Here is a 16,840-nt window from a genome sequence, read left to right on the forward strand (position 1 = left end):
TTAAGCTAAACATTTTATAGGGTACGAAACAAAAGAGGTCTTAAGACCTCTTTTGTTGTTTTTATGTTGGTTAAAACATGGTATTACTTGCATGGTTATTATTTAGCAGGAGCAATTATCCCCATGGAACTTACATTAGATAACGTATTCAATTTTAGTGCTGGCCCAGCGGCACTACCTAAACCGGTGATGAAACAAGCACAACTTGACTTCATTAATTGGAATGGTTTAGGGACTTCCGTTATGGAAATCAGTCATCGCAGCAAAGAGTTTATTCAAGTTGCTGATGAGTCTGAACAAGACCTACGTGATCTTCTGAACATCCCAGACAACTATAAAGTTCTTTTCTGTCAGGGGGGCGCTCGTGCTCAATTCGCAGCTGTACCTCTAAACCTTCTTGGTGATGCAAAGAAGGCGACTTATATCGATGCGGGTTACTGGGCTGAAAGCGCAGTAACAGAGGCAAAAAAATACTGCGAAATCGATGTGTTCAACGCGAAAACGTTGGTTGATGGTAAGGCGGCGGTTGTCCCAGTTAAAGATTGGAAAATCGATCCAGAAGCGGCGTACGTTCACTTTTGTCCGAATGAAACCATTGATGGTATTGAGATCAGTGAGCTACCGCAGACCGATAAGCCCATCGTCGCTGACATGTCGTCTAACATCTTATCTCGTAAGATTGATGTGTCTCAATATGGAGTTATCTACGCGGGAGCTCAAAAAAATATTGGCCCAGCGGGGCTCTGTATAGCCATCGTACGTGACGATCTACTCGATCTTGCAAATGAAGTATTGCCTAGCGTTTTGAATTACAAAGTGCTTGCTGAAAAAGACTCTATGTTCAATACGCCGCCGACTTATGCTTGGTATTTATCAGGCCTTGTGTTCAAGTGGTTAAAATCTGAAGGCGGTGTTGAAGCCATTGAATTGGTGAATAAAGAGAAAGCGGCCTTACTTTACAATGCGATTGATGGCTCTACTTTCTATAAGAACGACGTTCACGCCGCGAACCGTTCAAGAATGAATGTCCCGTTCCAACTCGCGAAGCCTGAACTAGATGGTAAGTTCTTAGAATTGGCTGACGCTGCGGGTTTGAAATCGTTAAAAGGTCATAGAGCTGTCGGTGGAATGAGAGCGTCACTTTACAACGCTATGTCTCTGGAAGGGGTGCAAGCACTAGTCCGCTTTATGAAAGATTTTGAAGCGAAATACGCTTAATTGATTAGAATGAAAGAATAAAAAATGCCGCAGATGCGGCATTTTTTATAACAACAAAGCGTGTTTTTTTAGATTTGTACTCAAGCGTTTGAGCACCCATGAGAAATTAGCTAATTCTTAAAGCCAGAAATCTTTTAAAGGCATGTCACCATTATAATGATGAGCAATCTGCGCTTGGAGCAGTTCAGCGGTTGCAATTGCATCTGTCAGCGCATGGTGTGGCGTGTAGTCGGGTAAGTGATACCGACGGCGACTCTGGCCCAGCCTTACTGAAGCTGGTTTCTTACCTTTGAGCTTATTCCAAAAGCCGCCAGCCAATTTATGTTGAATTTGGGATTCAATTTCTAGCGTATCTAACACCGGAAATTCAATACCTTCACCGAGTCTTACTTTTAATGCATTGTTTAAAAAATCCCGCTCAATGCGTCGGTAGTGAACCACGGGAATATGCCCGGCCATTGCATCTAAAATTTCTTCGAGTACTTCGCTGAGATCGGGCGCATCAATGATGTCATTATGGGTGATTCCGTGGATGACTACCGATTCTTCCTTCAACTTTTGCTTAGGTCTCAGTGTCCAATGCCTAGCTTGTCGTAGATAAATACGATTGAGTGTGAAAGGCACCAAGCCGATAGTAATGATGCCATCTTTGGCTGGATTTAAGCCGGTGGTTTCAAAATCGACCGCTAAAAAGCGCACTTCCGATAGAGGCGTCTCTGGTTCGGGAAGTGGTTCACTATAGAAATTTTTTAATCGTTCGTCCTTCGAACGCTCCAATTTTTGCTGAAATTTATAAGGCCAGTCAACCGCAGGAGTGCGAAATAGTTTATTCATAGCGCCTACTTAAACTTATTGCTAGCTTGATAACGGAACTTAAGGAAGTTTTGCGCATTACTTAAGATTTGGAATGCATCCTTTAGGTTACGACGTTCAAAATCTGACAGGTTTTCCGGTTCAATGTTGTTATCAGGCTCGGCATTATCATCAACGTCGTTTGCTTGGTGACGGATACGAACCAGAGAGATAAACTCCATCGCATCTTTGAGATCTTGCGCTCGGCCTTTTGGTAGAATACCTGCATCGATAATGTCATCTAAGCGTTCAAATGAGTTCTTAGAGCGAGAGCCTACCGCGAGAGCGTGAACACGAATCAAATCGGCCAGTGGCGCAGTACCACGACGCTTAAGGTTGATTGAGTTATTATGGCGACCATCTTTCTCCATTACGAAATCTTTGAAGAAACCGAGCGGCGGTGTGCGGTTGAGCGCGTTACGCGCCAGACACGCTAAGAAGCGGTTGTTCTTACGGGCGCGTCGAACAATAAAGCTGTTTAATTGTTCCGCCCATTTCAAACGGCCATAAACACCATCTAAGTCGAAGAAGATTGAAGCATTCAACAGCGCTTTCGGGTTTGGATCATCAATCCAATCGGCAAAGCACTCTTCCCATTGGCGACGAGTCATACGCCACGTTGGGTTGGTTGCCATGATGTCACCAGTACAGTACACATAGCCACACTGATCTAAGCCGTCACAAATGAAGGTCGACAGCTCTTCAAAGTACTTACCGTGCTTATTTTCGTCATAGGTATCATCAAGAATAATCGCGTTATCTTGGTCAGTAACCAGCAACTGCTCATCACGCCCCATAGAGCCAAGAGCGAGGAAACAATAAGGAATAGGAGCCTTGCCCAATTTCTCTTCGCCCAACTCGATAATACGTTGTTTAAAGCTGCGGCCAATTACCGACATCGCGGTACCTACCATGTGGGCATTAGCATCTTCGTTAACCAAGCGCACAAAGCTGTCTTTCACTTGCTCGGAAAGTACCTTCAGATCGTCGATACTATGTTGCTGGAAAATACTGCTTACCAATAACAGTGAGTTTTGAGACTCGTAGCGAACAATATCGGTCGCTTCGATAATGCCGATGGGCTTCTTATCTTTAAGTACCGGTAAGTGGTGGGCGTTATAACGGAGCATGGTCATCATGGCTTCGTAAACGTAGGCGTTGTGGTCGAGTGAGATAACCTCTGGTGTCATCACGCTGGATACTTCATCCGATGGGTCGAGACCTTCGGCGAGTACGCGCGTACATAAATCTCGGTCGGTAATGATGCCAATCACTGGCGTTGAGTCATCTTCATCATCTTCAACGATATCTGAGTCGATGATCAGTAAAGAGGAAACATTATCTTGTGCCATCATGGTGGCAGCTTGCTGAATGGTGCACGTTTTTTCGATCATTGGCGCTTCGCTGGTTAACAGCGTTTTGACTTTGGATGTTGTTAGGTCGTTAGCGTCGTTGCTGTCTGAATTGGCTTGGCGTAGTCGCGCGTTATCTTCTACTTCTACGAAATCGGCAAAGGAGTCGTAGTTGTCGTAGAGCTCTTGGAAAATAGGCTCAGGAATGCAATAGAGCAGGGTGTCTTCCGTCGCTTTCACTGGGAAGCGAACCTTGTTGTTGGTCAGTAGACCCATTTGACCGAACAAGTGGCCTTCATCAAGGCGGTTATAGAGTTCGCCTTTACGACGGTAGACTTCTACTTCGCCACTTCTAACGATGTATAAATCATGAATTTGATCACCAAAGTGAATGATAGGGGTATCTTGGCGGTAATAAGAAATTTCCACGCTACTGGTCACTTTTGCCAACATCTCCTCTGGGAGTTCAGTGAAAGGGGGGTATTGTGCCAGAAAGTTTTGAATCTCTAATAACTCAGCATCCATAATGATCATCCATTGGTTTGTATGATTTCATGGTACAACATTTGATAATAATTTGCCGTCACAAATCAATCTGTGAGCTAAAACCTTTTTAAAGTCTTATGGATAGACTAACCTTTCAATTAAGGGAGTGATGGTTTGAGGGGGATAAAATGTCGAAGTGGAAGCTGAGTTTTGTATCTGCGGTTTTTCTGTTTTCTCCAAGTTTGTGGGCTGAGGAGCACCGTATGGATGTTCTTGATTATGACCATATATATGCCACCGCTCATTCGGGCAGTTTAAATGAAGATGCGGGTGGAAATAGCAATGCATCATCATTTGGATTGGGGGGGAGTTATACCATAAACGACGATTGGTTGTTGTTAGGCGACTACAGTGCACGTTTTATTCACCCAGATGAGAGTACCACTCGAATCGATACACTAATGGCGGGCGCTGGCTATCGTTATGGTATTAAGAAAGACTTGGATATTGTGGCTTCTTATCTGCTCGGTATGACTAAAGGCGAGGTCGAGGTTAATCGTACTAATGAAACCTTAGAGTCGGACACGCAATTTGTTCAAGGTCTGAAAGCCGAACTCAACTATGGCTTTGCGAAACGTTGGATTGCCAACGGGAGTGTGCAACTCAACCGAAGTGATCTGTTTGATGAAGAGATCTATCACTTAGGTTTACGCTATCTCGTGACCAACAAGTTTGCGATTGGTGGATCATACCAACATCGAGATGGTGAGAGCAGCAAAGGGGTGAGTGAAAGAACCAATGAGCTAGGTGTTGAGTTCTTCCTAGAATACTGACTGACAAAGTATTTAAACCTGAACGTCGAGAGACAAAAAAGCCAGCGAGGTTGAAGTCGCTGGCTTTTGCATTTCTATCGGTCTGCAAGTACAGGCTGCGCTTTACGATTAAAGAACCGCTGCGATACCTTTACATAGAGGACCCATGTTTGACTTAGTCATGCCAGCTACGCTGATGCGGCCAGAACCAACAATGTAGATAGCGAATTCGTCTTTCAGGCGAGTGACTTGCTCTTTGCTTAGGCCAGAGAAAGAGAACATGCCGTTTTGACGTTCGATGAAGGTGAAGTCTGCATCAACACCTTCTGATTTCAGTGTTATTACGAACAGTTCTCGCATCTCTTGGATACGGTCGCGCATTTCTGCGACTTCAGCTTCCCATTCAGCACGTAGATCCGCATCACCAAGGATGTGAGTTACGACAGCACTGCCGTGCGCTGGTGGGTTAGAGTAGATAGAGCGGATGATGCTCTTAACTTGAGAGAATGCTGTCGTTGCTACGTCTGCAGATTCTGCAACCAGAGTGAATGCACCCACACGCTCGTTGTACAAGCCAAAGTTCTTAGAGAATGAGCTAGCAACAAGGATCTCTTTGTTGTACTGAGCAAAAACGCGCAAGCCAGCTGCGTCTTCTTCAACGCCTTTTGCAAAACCTTGGTAAGCAAAATCGAATAGAGGAAGCAGTTTTTTCTCAGCAACCAACTTCGCTAACACTTCCCATTCATCGGCAGTTGGGTCGATACCTGTTGGGTTGTGGCAGCAGCCGTGAAGTAGCACGATATCGCCTTCAGAAGCTTTCTCTAGGTCAGCCACCATACCTGCGAAGTCTTTGTCTTTGGTTTCAGCGTTGTAGTAGCTGTATTGAGCCGTCTCGATGCCCGCCGCAGCGAAAACGCCATTGTGGTTAGCCCAAGTTGGATTACTGATCCAGATTTTTACGTCGCCCAGTTGGCGTTTGATGAATTCACCCGCTACGCGAAGTGCTCCTGTACCACCTGGTGCTTGTGCTGTTTTTGCGCGTTGAGACGTAACGATCTCTGCGTCTGAACCGAAAAGAAGTTTCTGAACCGCTAGAGCGTATTCAGCGGTACCTTCAATGGTTAGGTAAGATTTGGTTTTTTCGTTTTCAAGAAGTGCAGCTTCTGCTTTCTTTACTGTTTTAAGTATAGGTGTTTGGCCATCTTCATTTTTATAGATGCCAACACCAAGGTTGATCTTCTCTGAGCGAGAGTCATTTTTAAACTCTTCAGTAAGGCCGAGGATAGGGTCGGCGGGAGCCGCTAACACTTTTTCAAACATAATTTTCATCCATGTCAATTGGGAGGGGAATATTGAATTCCCTCTTTTATACCTTTCAACGTGGCTCGGTACAACTGTAAATGGAGAGTAAATTTAGATAAATGACAGATATTTCTGAGTAGATGGCTGAAAGAGAAAAAAATTTAAGTTTCGTTGTCTAGGGGCCTTGGAATGACAACGCAAATTTGTTGAGTATGTAATGTTAAGTGAGTCACAAAAATGATATGCAACTGATTATATATGGGGTGGTCAATCATGTGATGTGGGTTCCGAAATGGTTTTCTGACCAAATTGTACTTAACTGAAGAATGCACAAGCAATGAATTTGGCTATGAGTATATTAATCAAGGAGTAGAGGATGAACTTTAAATTGAGGATAGGGACATTACTGGTATCAACAGCACTGATCGTAGGGTGTTGGAGTGATGATGAGACGATATCAACGGAGTCATCAAGTACCGATGACACCACGGTTGACACCACCACTTTTGCGGGTACGTTACTTGTGCCTGAATCTACAGAGATTAGAAGTGCAAGGGCCCTTAACAGAAAGCTAAACATATCAAGTTACAGTGCTGAATGCCCTAATGTACCGGCTGGTTACCGACCAATGTCGAGTGCGATCGTTGCTATTGAAGATTCTGTTAGTGGTCAGGTTGGTGATACAACGACAACAGATCGCTGTGGGTCTTTTGTCATCGAAGTTCCTGTTGATAGCGCTGACACCGAAGGGTATGTCATTGCAGCGACAGCCGATGGTTATAAGGCGCTGAAAGCGAATGCCGCAAACTTCCAGCAATCAGGGACGACTCCAAATACAAGTGTTGTAGCTTCGACTATTCCTTCCAATGCAACTTATGTCATCAGTGCGATGCAAAAGGCTGGAGGCAGTGAGTTTATTTTCTCCATTACAGACTCTGTAACCAATAATGCGGTCATTCAGTTGTCTAAAGATTCTTTCTTGTTAGAAATTAATGGTTTACCGGCTAATTTTTTATCGTTAAACACTTCTGAACAACTTGCTGTGTCCACTTCAAATGTTCTCGCATTGGATGCGAGTGGTTCTATGTTTGCCAATGAATTTGATGAAAGCGTTGATCCACCGGTCGCAATTATTGATGGGGATGGTAATCCTGTAACGTTACTTCAGTTAACAGCATCGGCAGCACATCAATTTATCACTGAAAAAGCAGACGCAGACGAGGTTGCCGTTGTACCTTTTGATCACAACGTAGAGTTGATTGATAACACACTTTTGGCAAACTACTCAATGACTGACAGTGACAGTACCAATGTTACCTATAATTACTCCGATTCTGGCTTCGTTACGAGTAAAGCGAACTTACATTTTTCTGTAGATATGTATAACGCGTTCTCGCCGCTATGGAATGATTTTAGTCGGTACGATGAAAAACACGCCGATCGTACTGATCCTGTATCTTCTCTAAATGAGAACTATAGGTGGAGTGGTGGTACGCAATTAGAGGGCGCTATTAATGATTCTGTTGCATTAGCTTCAGCCAGAAGCAATACGCTCAAACGCATATTCGTAATGACTGATGGAAACAGTTCATTTACGGACCGTGATGGCGTTGTTGCTGCGGCATTACAAAACTCGATTCCTGTGAATGCTATTTCGGTTGGTAGTGGTGCGAATATTGCCGATTTGTCAGTTATTGCTGAAGAAACCGGCGGTGCGTTCTTTGAGTTGACTGATGCGATAAATATTGCTGGGATTTATTCATCTCTGCAAACTTCAGTGAAGTTTTCTTATGTCGCTTACTTGGGTATTCCACTTCAAGCGGGTGATGTTATTAAATTGACGTTAGACCTTAATGGCGAAACAGTGATTAGAACAATAGCTCTATAGATTATTAAATAAAAGTGGCGCTAGAAGCGCCACTTTTGGTCTATTGCCCACCTTGCCTTGCCTACGTCGTGCATAAAACGGGTTTGTTTTAGAGGTCTGTTCGCTAGGTTGGGGCAGGGGGTATTGCAGTATTTTATGAAGATACTTGAATAGCCACGGTCGAGGCTATTCAGTCTATGTTCTGGGGCAGAATCGCGAGTGATTCAGTTCACTGTCTGCTTTACCCCGTTACTTTTTTAGATTGATTTCAGCTTCAATCGAGCCTGTTTCAATTTCAGGGTGTGAGGCTAGTTTGTCAACGGCCCACTGGTTAATGTGTTTCAGAATAGCAGACACCGCGTGTTTTTCTGTTGGTGCCTGATCTTGATCGACATCGAGTTTTTGCTTTGGATGTGAGCCTGTCGCATCTTCAGCAATGTGGAGCCAATCTGGGTGCCAGTAATATGGCTGGCCACTCGGTGTTGTCCAACTGTGAACACCGTTTGACTCTCCTTTGTAACTTAACTGGTCTGCTTCTACTTTTTTCATTGTTGTCTCACATGTTTTGGGATTACGTCAAATTATTGAAGCGTGGAGCAAACTTGACTCTCGCTTTAAGTACAAACTTAGCAAAGCTTACAAAGTTATCCGTGAAGTATTTCACATATTTATTGAAATTCTAGGTAATTATATGGATAGCAATAATTGTTGTTGATGTAAGTTATAACATTGACAGACGCAGAATGTGTCGAGAGGGTACACACTGACACCGTGTTTAATCTTGTAACTGTGCGCCTAACGCGAGCGCCACTTTTAGTCTATTACCCATCTTGATAAGTTGCCGCAATCGAAACAAATTTTTCTTCAACAGTTAAGAACGCGTCGACGACGGTTGGGTCAAAATGGTGTCCTTTTCCTTCTAAGATGATGGCTCGCGCTTTCTCATGGCTAAAGGCTTCTTTATAGACTCGTTTAGAGATCAAGGCGTCGTATACGTCGGCAAGTGCCATCAAGCGGCCGGACAGAGGAATATCTTCACCAGACAACTGATTAGGATAACCGCTACCATTCCATTTCTCATGGTGAGTCAGAGATATCTCTTTTGCGACGCTTAAGAAAGAGCTACTCCCTAACTGCTTTTCAGCAATAGACAACGCTTCAGCACCAATCGCAGGGTGACTTTTCATTATTTCAAACTCTTCGTCCGTCAATTTGCCCGGCTTCAATAAAATGTGATCAGGAATTCCCACTTTGCCTACATCGTGCAAAGGCGCAGATTTGTAGAGCAGCTCGATGTAGTTTGGTGTTAATAAGCTTGAGTGTGTTTTTGACTTGCTGAGCTCTTCTGCGAGTACCTTTACGTATTCTTGAGTTCTTAAAATATGTGCGCCTGTTTCATTGTCTCGAGACTCAGCAAGGGCACATAAGCTTACAATTGCAACGTCACGTGTGGTTTTGACTTCGTTTTGCGTAATTTCAAGGTAATCAAGCATGGTGTTGGTCATAGATGCCATTGAACCAAGCTCGTTGTAGAAGAAAATAGGTAAGCGAACCCCTTGCTCGCCATTGGTGACTTTACTTAATGCGTGCTCTTGACTTAGGAGAATACGCTTAATCAGCTGGCTCCAAAGCGTCATGATGGTTATTGCATATCCACCCAGCACTATTGCCAAATAAATAAGCTCTTTGATCACGCTCATCTTGCCTGTGCCATCTAAGAAGCGATCAGGGTTGTGCTCTAGCCAAAAGGTGTCTTTTACGGCAATCATCGTCAACATTGTCGTCAGTGTTACCAAAAGTATGACGACTAAACTAATCATTTGCTTAACCAACGAACTTCTTTCACCAGACAGTTGGAAGTCAAATTGTCCCGTCATTTCCATTCTATCCATTTGTCTGAGTTTGGCGTTCAATTGGAGAATGGCTCCGGTAAAGAAGCCGAATAGGCTCATACCAAACAGCACCTTCATATTACTAACGATGGTGAATTCGTAGATTAAGTTATAGTAGAGAGCGAAAGGGACACTTGCAGCAAAAAATAGCAAGGTATCGAGTTGCGCGAATCGACCTTGCTCGACTAAGGCATGTTGCGCCAATAGATAACGACGTGTGAGCCATAATAAGACAAATACAATACTGACTTGTGTGAAAGTCTCTAACGCTGTTAAGCTCTCGAGCATAGGGCATACCCGACTCCCGTATGTGGCAAACAGCACGCCCGCGATGACGTATAATTTAGTCGTTAGCGATTGATTGTAATTTGAAGTATCCATCGATAAGCCTTTATAACTTAACTGGTCTGCTTCTACTTTTTTCATTGTTGTCTCGCATGCTTATTGGATTAAGTCAAATTATTGAAGCGTGAAGTAAACTTGGCTATCTCCATAAGTATAAACTTAGCAAAGCTTACAAACTTATGTGTGAAATATTTCATGTATTTATTGAAATTCTAGGTAATCATACGGATAGAAACAATGGTTGCTGATGTAAGTTATAACATTGACAGACGCAGAATGTGTCGAGAGGGTACACACTGACACCGTGTTTAATCTTGTAACTGTGCGCCTAACACGAGCTCTAATTTATTGAGAGATCGCGATGTCTAAAATGAAGGTGGCAATCTTTGCGCGCACTATAAAGAGGTGAGCAACCCACATCACGACTCACCTCTGAAGGACTCGTTTTTACTGGTGGCATATCGTTGCTTCGTTGTCCCTAAACAAAAAAACCTCCGCAATAGCGGAGGTTTTTATTTGTTCTGAACTTTTAATATCGAATGGGTATTCGAATTAGAAGTTTGCAGAGCGTGGCGTACGTGGGAATGGAATCACGTCACGAACGTTGCCCATACCTGTTACATAAGAGACGAGACGCTCGAAACCAAGACCGAAACCAGCGTGTGGCACTGTACCGTATTTACGTAGGTCGCGGTACCAGCTCATGTGCTCAGGGTCGATACCCATAGCAATCATACGCTCGTCTAGAATGTCTAGACGCTCTTCACGTTGTGCACCACCGATGATTTCACCAATGCCTGGTGCAAGTACATCCATTGCTGCAACGGTTTTGCCGTCGTCGTTTAAGCGCATGTAGAAAGCTTTGATGTCTTTCGGGTAGTTCTTAACGATAACCGGTGCTTTAAAGTGCTCTTCCGCTAGGTAACGCTCATGCTCAGAAGACATGTCGATGCCCCACTCAACGTCGAATTCAAATTTCTTACCAGAGTCTAGTAGGATTTGGATTGCGTCAGTGTAGTCAACTTGTGCGAAATCAGCGTTAACGAATTGCTCTAGACGAGTAATTGCTTGTTTGTCGATACGAGAAGCGAAGAACTCAAGGTCGTCGCGGCGCTCTTCAAGAACCGCAGCGAAAACGTACTTAAGCATGTCTTCAGCCAGTTTTGCTACGTCGTTAAGATCAGCAAACGCAACTTCAGGCTCAACCATCCAAAACTCCGCGAGGTGGCGGCTTGTGTTTGAGTTTTCAGCACGGAACGTAGGACCGAACGTGTAAACTTTGCTTAGTGCACAAGCGTAAGCTTCCGCATTAAGTTGCCCAGATACGGTTAGGAATGTCTCTTTACCGAAGAAATCTTCGTTGAAGTCTACGTCGCCTTTTTCAGTGCGTGGTAGGTTTTCCATGTCTAGTGTTGAAACACGGAACATTTCACCAGCGCCTTCTGCATCCGATGCAGTAATAAGTGGAGCCGAAGTCCAGAAGAAGCCTTGCTCGTGGTAGAAACGGTGAATCGCTTGAGATAGACAGTTACGTACACGTGCTACTGCGCCAATCACGTTTGTACGTGGGCGTAGGTGAGCCACTTCACGAAGGTATTCGATAGAATGACGTGTCTTAGCCATTGGGTAAGTGTCAGCGTCTTCAACCCAACCGACAACTTTAACGTCAGTTACTGCGAGTTCGAAGTCTTGACCTTTCGCAGGAGACTCAACAATCTTGCCTGTTACTTCAACGGAGCAGCCAGTCGTTAGCTTTAATACTTCATTTTCGTAATTATTAAGATTATTAGGAACCACGGCCTGAATCGGGTCGAAACAAGAGCCGTCATAAATGGCAAGGAAAGAGATTCCAGCTTTGGAATCACGACGTGAACGGATCCAGCCGCGAACAGTGACTTCACTGTCTACCGCTAGCTTGCCGCCAAGTACGTCTGTTACAGGCGCGTAAGTCATGTTGATTACATTCTCCATTGAGGGACAAATTCAACTCAATGTCTCTAGCACAATTGCAAATAAACAGATATTTGCACAATAATTAGTCGAAACATTGAGTTGTATAAACTTTTTAAATCGATGGAACATATTACCTGTCATATCGACAGCTTCAACCTTTATTCTTGCTTGGTGACAGAAATATTGTGTCTACTGACGAGAAATACGTTTTAGGGGGTGTTTTTTGTTCGATCTTAACATCACGTCCGCCTTTATGTTTTCTTTAGGGTAATGATTGAATGGGAGGTGTATTTGTGGAATCTTTGTTTTTGATAATGATAGTGTCATTGTATTGAGACTCACTCTATATTGGCGCGGCTTAAGTCACATTGGGCTTGATCACCTTTTTAACTACCCATTAAAGCAACAATAGGAGTTTAATATCTACGTGTTAATTACGCCGCCTTAACCCCTGCATCCTCTCTACACCCGCATTTTTCGAGCTCTCGCTCATTAAAGAAAAACAGTCGATCAAATTATGTCTGAACAAGGCAGGACTGGCTGTACAAGTAAAAGAGAATTACATGCTAAATTATTTAAAAAAACACTGGTTATCAAACGTTAAAGGAGATTTATTATCTGGGATTGTGGTAGCACTCGCGTTAATTCCTGAAGCTATCGCATTTTCAATTATTGCAGGCGTCGACCCTAAGGTAGGACTCTATGCCTCTTTCTGTATTTGTGTCGTGACCGCTTTGGTTGGCAGTCGCCCAGGAATGATTTCCGGTGCAACTGGCGCTATGGCGTTGTTAATGGTGACCTTAGTGAGAGAACACGGGTTAGAATATCTACTCGCTGCGTCATTTCTTGCTGGTGTCATTCAAATCGCGGCTGGGTATCTTAAACTTGGCAACCTGATGAACTTTGTTTCCAAATCGGTGATTACTGGATTTGTTAACGCACTCGCCATCTTAATTTTCATGGCCCAACTTCCTGAATTGATCAACGTTCCTTCGAGCGTTTACGTGTTAGTTGCTTTGGGTTTAGCGATCATCTATCTGCTTCCCTATTTTCCGAAGTTTGGTCGTGCAATACCTTCTCCTTTAGTGGCGATTGTTGTCCTGACAATCATCAGCCTATTATTTGGTTTAGATGTCAGAACGATTGGTGATATGGGCAAACTTCCCGATTCACTGCCTGTGTTCTTGATTCCAAACATTCCATTGACCTTTGATACGCTCTCGACCATTCTTCCATATTCTATTGCTCTATCTCTTGTTGGTTTATTGGAATCATTGATGACAGCGACAATAGTGGATGACCTGACAGATACTGAAAGTAATAAAAACAATGAGTGTAAAGGGCAGGGCGTTGCAAATATCGTGGCTTCCTTTTTTGGTGGCATGGCGGGTTGTGCGATGATTGGTCAGTCGATCATTAACATCAAATCAGGCGGCTTAACTCGATTATCCAGCATGATTGCAGGGGTTGGTTTGTTATTAATGGTAGTGTTTGTCTCTGATTGGTTGAAGCTGATACCGATGGCGGCTCTCGTGTCTGTGATGATCATGGTTTCAATCGGTACATTCTCATGGCGCTCCATTGTTGAACTCAAAGATCATACCCTCCCTACAAACGTAACCATGCTCGCGACCGTGGCAGTTGTTGTGTTTACCCACAATCTCGCGATAGGTGTTGCAGTTGGTGTGGTGTTATCGGCTCTGTTCTATGCTCATGCTAGCAAATCGATGGTCTTCATCTCAGATGAGGTGGTAACCAACGAACGACACACCACTCACCGAGTGAAAGGTCACGTATTCTTTGCTTCTTCTGATGCTTTTGTCGACTTGTTCGATTATGACAATGCGACACCTCTGGTGACTATCGACATTTCTGATGCTTCGTTCCTAGATAATACCTCGGTAGAGGCACTTGATAAGGTCGTATTTAAGTTCCGTAAAAAAGGCGCTGAGGTTAAGGTTTCAGGAATGGATACTGTGAGTGAGAATCTCATATTGAAACATGCAATGTATCATAAGCACCAAGACTTAACCGCGGTTTCGATTACACACTAAGCTATGGTTTATATAGGGATTACAATCCTAAATTAACAGGCTAAGAACTTAAAGCGCTCATGATAGAGCGCTTTTTTGTGGGTGAGGTTTCTGTATTGAACTGCACCTAGTTTTGACAGAAGGGAATGGTTGATCTTACGCCGAATCGTTGTTGCTAAAAGGGCGCATGGTCGTGATAGAACTTGTAGTGTGCAGTGGTTTTACGTAAAATTGCCTGTCATTTTTTAGCCTGAGAAACACAATGAGATCTGAGTTATACAAAGAGTTTATGTTTGAAGCTGCCCACTATCTTCCACACGTTCCTGAGGGGCACAAGTGCGGTCGTTTGCATGGTCACTCTTTTCTTGTTCGTTTATACGTAGAAGGCGAAGTCGATCCACATACAGGCTGGATAGTCGACTTTTCTGAAATCAAAGCTGTATTCAAACCCATTTACGACCGTCTCGATCACTACTACTTGAACGACATTAAAGGCTTAGAGAATCCAACGAGTGAAGTCTTGGCTAAATGGATCTGGAACGAGCTAAAACCAGACTTGCCGCTTTTAAGCAAAGTTGAGATTAAAGAAACCTGTACCGCTGGTTGTATTTACCGCGGTGAATAAGGTTCTAATGTTGTCATTTTGAGACGACAGAATCTTGAATGCTAGAGTCTTCAAGATTATAGCTTTCAAGGTACAATGAAACGAAAGGGCGCTTAGTAAGAGCGCTTTTTTTGTACCTGTATATCTGCTCTCGGGGTTATGTAGACAAAACTTGTGCTAATAGGTGAGTGTTTTTATGGGACGAATATTTTATTCGTAATAAATGTTGTTTCCTCCCGGTTGGTGGTCAATTTGTATCCAAAAGGCTATTTTGTTTAATTTAAAAGCAAAAATTGCGCTTATAGCGTTGTGTTTCTAGGCTCATTCGATAAGATGAAAAGACCTCTATGATAGAGGTAGGACAGCAACGGATACGCTGTTTCAAATGCTATGGAATGTGACTTATTGGACACATACATGAAATTCAAGATTACATCACCGATTATCGAACCTACGGAAGGTTCGCCACATCAGTTTACGCTCACTTACGCTTCTCGTTTTACCTCTTTTAAGACAAGCTCTCCTTTGAACGCCCTGTTCGACTTCGCCTCTGCACGCTTCTTTACCGTTTATCGCTCCTATTGTTATTCGTTTTATAACTTTATTGCTATCTGACTTCCTTTACCATCCTCGCGATGGACGAAGATTCACACCTATAAAAACGAAACAAATAAGTTAAAGACAATGAATATTAAAATGATGGGTAGCTCCCTAATTATCGCTGGTACCGCTCTCGGTGCTGGTATGCTTGCGATCCCAATGGTATTAGCTCAATTCGGATTGCTTTACGGCACACTGTTGATGGTACTGATCTGCTTCGGTACGACTTACGCAGCCTTACTACTTCTAGAAGCAACCATCAAAGCGGGTGGCGGTCTAGGATTAAACTCGATTGCCCGAAAAACCTTGGGTAAAAAAGGTCAGTTGCTTACCAACGGTTTGCTATACGCGTTATTGATTTGCCTATTAATGGCTTACATTCTGGGGGCAGGTGACTTGCTGAGTAAGTTACTGTCTAACTTTGGCGTTGAGATTACCGCGACCACCAGCCAAATCGTGTTTACCGTACTGGCGGGTGCTGTCGTTGCGAGTGGTACGGGGGTGATTGATAAACTGAACCGCGTATTGTTTTTTATTATGCTAGCCAGCTTGTTTGCCACCATGGCGTTTTTGGCACCAAGCATGACTCAAGAGAACCTGATGCAGGTCACCAGTCATGACCATGTTAGCCTCATCAAAACCAGTGCAATTTTGTTCACCAGTTTTGGCTTTATGGTGGTGATTCCTACCTTGGTTTCTTACAATCACGAGGCAACAGATAGACAGCTACGTAATATGGTGATCGTCGGTTCTTTGATCCCATTAGTGTGTTATCTATGCTGGCTATTTGCTGTGGTTGGTAACCTGAGTGAAGCGCAATTTAGAAGCTTTAAGAATGTCTCAGATTTGATGGCAGCGTTCGAGGCTCAGTCCCCTTGGGTGGGTAACATCCTCTCTACTTTTACAGGTTTAGCCTTGTTGACCTCTTTCTTTGGTGTAGCGATGGCGCTGTTCAACCAGAATAAAGACATGTTTAACCAAAACACAGCGGTCACTTATTGCGTTAGTTTTATCTTGCCTCTGGTGGGGTCATTGCTTGCTGCAGATAAATTTTTACAAGTGCTGAACTACGCAGGCATCATCTTGGTATTCTTAGCTGTGTTTATTCCTTTAGTGATGGTTCATAAGCAGCGTTTTATGAAAATCTCTGACGATAGATACCAAGCCGAAGGTGGCAGAACAATGATGTTATTCTCGTTGCTGTTTGGTTGTTTTTTGCTAATCTCGCAAGTGATTTAATCGAGCGAGAACTAGGGCAAGCAATAGAGCGGCAATATTGATATATCGATAGAAAGGAACACAGTGATGTTCCTTTTCATTTGGTTACCTAGCGATGGCTACGGTCTAGAAAGTATAGATAGATTAGTTTTATCTCTAAAATATTATCCAATGGATGCAGATATGATTTTTCAGTGCATATTATGTTAAACGCTTGGTTTTTATATGCCATTTCAACAAATCAAAAGGTCATAAAAGACCATTCTTCTATATCCTATTGCTATAACGAAAGAGTTGGTGGATATT

At 43.4% G+C, this 16,840-nt stretch carries 13 protein-coding genes; 7 read left to right on the forward strand and 6 right to left on the reverse strand.

Features of this window, described 5'->3' with window-relative positions; translation table 11 throughout:
* Positions 1–123: 123 nt before the first annotated feature.
* Complete coding sequence (gene serC / locus OCU36_RS05755; RefSeq protein WP_261839442.1) at positions 124–1,218, forward strand: 3-phosphoserine/phosphohydroxythreonine transaminase; 1,095 nt, start codon at positions 124–126, stop codon at positions 1,216–1,218.
* A gap of 117 nt (positions 1,219–1,335) precedes the next feature.
* Here the strand turns inward: serC and OCU36_RS05760 are convergent, their stop codons facing one another.
* Together OCU36_RS05760 and OCU36_RS05765 are read right to left on the reverse strand one after the other, a co-directional pair.
* On the reverse strand, positions 1,336–2,052 hold the full coding sequence (locus OCU36_RS05760) for a 3'-5' exonuclease (RefSeq protein ID WP_261839443.1): 717 nt from the start codon (positions 2,050–2,052) through the stop codon (positions 1,336–1,338).
* Positions 2,053–2,057: 5 nt separating this feature from the next.
* Positions 2,058–3,947, reverse strand: coding sequence for a putative nucleotidyltransferase substrate binding domain-containing protein (locus OCU36_RS05765; RefSeq protein WP_261839444.1), 1,890 nt, complete (start codon positions 3,945–3,947; stop codon positions 2,058–2,060).
* A 149-nt stretch (positions 3,948–4,096) separates the two neighbouring features.
* On the opposite strand from OCU36_RS05765, the gene OCU36_RS05770 reads away from it, so the two are divergent.
* Positions 4,097–4,741 carry an outer membrane beta-barrel protein gene (locus tag OCU36_RS05770; protein ID WP_261839445.1) on the forward strand — a complete coding sequence of 215 codons (645 nt, stop codon included), beginning with the start codon at positions 4,097–4,099 and terminating at the stop codon, positions 4,739–4,741.
* Positions 4,742–4,849: 108 nt separating this feature from the next.
* Here OCU36_RS05770 and OCU36_RS05775 read toward each other — a convergent pair whose 3' ends face one another.
* Entirely contained in the window at positions 4,850–6,040 is a 1,191-nt protein-coding gene (locus OCU36_RS05775; RefSeq protein WP_261839446.1) for an amino acid aminotransferase, read from the reverse strand.
* A 358-nt stretch (positions 6,041–6,398) separates the two neighbouring features.
* On the opposite strand from OCU36_RS05775, the gene OCU36_RS05780 reads away from it, so the two are divergent.
* Positions 6,399–7,910 carry a vWA domain-containing protein gene (locus OCU36_RS05780; protein ID WP_261839447.1) on the forward strand — a complete coding sequence of 504 codons (1,512 nt, stop codon included), beginning with the start codon at positions 6,399–6,401 and terminating at the stop codon, positions 7,908–7,910.
* A gap of 228 nt (positions 7,911–8,138) precedes the next feature.
* Here OCU36_RS05780 and OCU36_RS05785 read toward each other — a convergent pair whose 3' ends face one another.
* The 3 genes from OCU36_RS05785 to asnS all read right to left on the reverse strand — a co-directional run bounded on the left by OCU36_RS05785 (position 8,139) and on the right by asnS (position 12,079).
* Positions 8,139–8,438, reverse strand: a complete 300-nt coding sequence (locus tag OCU36_RS05785) for a hypothetical protein (RefSeq protein ID WP_261839448.1) — start codon at positions 8,436–8,438, stop codon at positions 8,139–8,141.
* 272 nt (positions 8,439–8,710) lie between these two features.
* Entirely contained in the window at positions 8,711–10,207 is a 1,497-nt protein-coding gene (locus tag OCU36_RS05790) for an HD-GYP domain-containing protein (RefSeq protein WP_261839449.1), read from the reverse strand.
* A 471-nt stretch (positions 10,208–10,678) separates the two neighbouring features.
* Positions 10,679–12,079 carry an asparagine--tRNA ligase gene (gene asnS, locus OCU36_RS05795; RefSeq protein WP_261839450.1) on the reverse strand — a complete coding sequence of 467 codons (1,401 nt, stop codon included), beginning with the start codon at positions 12,077–12,079 and terminating at the stop codon, positions 10,679–10,681.
* Positions 12,080–12,642: 563 nt separating this feature from the next.
* Here asnS and OCU36_RS05800 point away from each other — a divergent pair.
* From OCU36_RS05800 to OCU36_RS05815, 4 genes are all read left to right on the forward strand, one after another.
* Positions 12,643–14,133 carry a SulP family inorganic anion transporter gene (locus OCU36_RS05800; RefSeq protein WP_261839451.1) on the forward strand — a complete coding sequence of 497 codons (1,491 nt, stop codon included), beginning with the start codon at positions 12,643–12,645 and terminating at the stop codon, positions 14,131–14,133.
* A 241-nt stretch (positions 14,134–14,374) separates the two neighbouring features.
* The gene (queD, locus tag OCU36_RS05805; protein WP_261839452.1) at positions 14,375–14,737 is read left to right on the forward strand and encodes a 6-carboxytetrahydropterin synthase QueD; all 363 of its coding nucleotides are present in this window, start codon (positions 14,375–14,377) and stop codon (positions 14,735–14,737) included.
* A gap of 396 nt (positions 14,738–15,133) precedes the next feature.
* Positions 15,134–15,331, forward strand: coding sequence for a hypothetical protein (locus OCU36_RS05810; protein WP_261839453.1), 198 nt, complete (start codon positions 15,134–15,136; stop codon positions 15,329–15,331).
* 81 nt (positions 15,332–15,412) lie between these two features.
* Complete coding sequence (locus OCU36_RS05815; RefSeq protein ID WP_261839691.1) at positions 15,413–16,555, forward strand: amino acid permease; 1,143 nt, start codon at positions 15,413–15,415, stop codon at positions 16,553–16,555.
* The last annotated feature ends 285 nt before the right edge of the window (positions 16,556–16,840 follow it).

Source organism: Vibrio artabrorum, from assembly GCF_024347295.1.
In the GTDB taxonomy this organism is placed as follows: Bacteria; Pseudomonadota; Gammaproteobacteria; order Enterobacterales; family Vibrionaceae; genus Vibrio; species Vibrio artabrorum.